The 2,080-nt window shown below is 41.3% G+C and carries 2 protein-coding genes; both read left to right on the top strand.

Translation table 11 applies throughout. The features are described 5' to 3' along the window. Nucleotides 1-712 (top strand): flagellar type III secretion system protein FlhB (flhB, locus tag CXF78_RS15115; RefSeq protein WP_145991478.1); only part of this gene is annotated, 712 nt, incomplete at its 5' end. A 116-nt stretch (nucleotides 713-828) separates the two neighbouring features. Next, nucleotides 829-2,080, top strand: a 1,252-nt coding sequence (locus tag CXF78_RS15110; RefSeq protein ID WP_145991477.1) for an FHIPEP family type III secretion protein, incomplete at its 3' end; no start/stop codon positions are given.

Here is a 2,080-nt window from a genome sequence, read left to right as displayed (position 1 = left end):
CCAGGCATTGGTTGAGCTTACTAAGGGTATTGCTAAGTTTTCGGTGGTAGCATTATCGGCTTATTTTTTATTAAAATTTTATTTCTACGATATTTTGACTCTGTCCAGCGATCACCTGCCGGGCAATGTTTATCATGCTCTAGATTTGCTTATCTGGATGTTCATCTTACTCTGCAGTTCGATGTTATTGATTGTGATTATTGATGTGCCATTTCAAATTTGGAACCACAAAAAACAGTTAAAAATGACTAAACAGGAAGTCAAAGACGAATATAAAGACACTGAAGGTAAACCTGAAGTTAAAGGCCGGATAAGACAAATGCAGCAGGAGATGGCACAACGGCGCATGATGACCGAAGTGCCTAATGCGGATGTTATTGTGGTTAACCCAGAGCATTATGCTGTGGCAGTTAAATACGATGTAAGCCGCTCATCAGCCCCTTTTTTAATCGCCAAAGGTGTCGATGATGTAGCTTTTAGAATACGTGAAATTGCTCGAGAACATAACGTTGCTATTGTATCGGCTCCACCGTTGGCTCGTGCTATTTACCACACGACTAAAGTGGATCAACAAGTGCCAGAAGGCTTATTTACCGCCGTTGCGCAGGTATTAGCTTATGTGTTCCAGTTGAGACAGTATCAAAAAGGTAAAGGCCGTCGACCAAAACCTATCCCGCTTAAACAACCCATACCAGATGATTTAAAACACTAATAAATAATCTATTTTAGATAGATGATATTTGTGGCTTAATTTTTGCTTTGTATGTCTATTCGCGTCAAATAATAGTCCATTGACGCCGTGATCTGACATAAAGGGTTCATCTTAATATGGATGCAAAAGCAGCTTTTGGCCAAATGAAACAAATGAAAGTATCTACTTTTAAAGGGATCGGAACACCTTTATTAGTACTTGCTGCGTTAGGCATGGTCGTTTTACCCATTCCTGCTTTTTTGCTAGATATTCTGTTTTCATTCAATATTGCGTTGGCTTTAGTTGTACTCTTAGTTGCTATTTATGCTGACAGACCACTCGATTTTGCTGCTTTTCCTACCGTATTATTAATTGCAACGTTACTAAGACTTGCCCTAAACGTCGCCTCTACCCGTATTGTATTGCTTGAAGGCCATAATGGTGGTGCCGCTGCGGGTAAAGTTATTGAAGCGTTTGGTTCAGTGGTCATTGGCGGCAATTATGCCGTTGGTTTAGTGGTGTTCATTATTCTTATTATCATTAACTTTGCTGTGGTAACTAAAGGTGCGGGGCGTATTGCTGAGGTGAGCGCTCGTTTTACCTTAGATGCAATGCCGGGTAAGCAAATGGCCATTGATGCAGATTTAAATGCTGGCACATTAACCCAAGACCAAGCACGTATTCGCCGCGCCGAAGTGACTCGAGAAGCTGACTTCTATGGTGCGATGGATGGTGCTTCAAAGTTTGTTAAAGGTGATGCCATAGCAGGGATCATGATCTTAGTCATCAATATGATTGGTGGATTTGTGATTGGTATGATCCAGCATGGATTAGACTTTTCTAGCGCGGTTGAAATTTATACCTTACTAACCATCGGTGATGGTTTAGTTGCGCAAATTCCCGGTTTATTGCTGTCTATTGCCGCGGCCTTAATGGTAACTCGTCAAAACGAGTCTGGCGATATGGGCCAAATGATGTTCAGTCAGATGTTTGACAGCCATAAATCATTAGCCATTGCAGCAGGGTTACTCTTTATTATGGGTATTGTGCCTGGTATGCCTCATGTTGCGTTTTTGACATTTGCATTTATTACCGCGGGTGCTGCGTACTTTATTTACAAGCGTAATGTTGACAAAAAGCAAGCTGCACTAACGTTAGCGACTAAAGGGCCGGTTGAGAGCAAGGATAAAGAACCTAAAGATTTAAGCTGGGACGATGTGCGTCATGTTGATACTATTGGTCTTGAAGTCGGATATCGCTTAATTCCGCTGGTTGACAAGTCTCAAGGTGGTGAATTATTAGGCAGAATCAAAGGCGTACGTAAAAAACTGTCACAAGAATTAGGTTTTTTAGTGCCTGCGGTACATATTCGTGACAATCTAGATTTAT

Origin of the sequence: Shewanella sp. 11B5 (genome assembly GCF_002836795.1) — a bacterium.
Lineage (GTDB): Bacteria > Pseudomonadota > Gammaproteobacteria > Enterobacterales > Shewanellaceae > Shewanella > Shewanella frigidimarina.
This window is presented reverse-complemented; position numbering and strand designations above follow the sequence as displayed.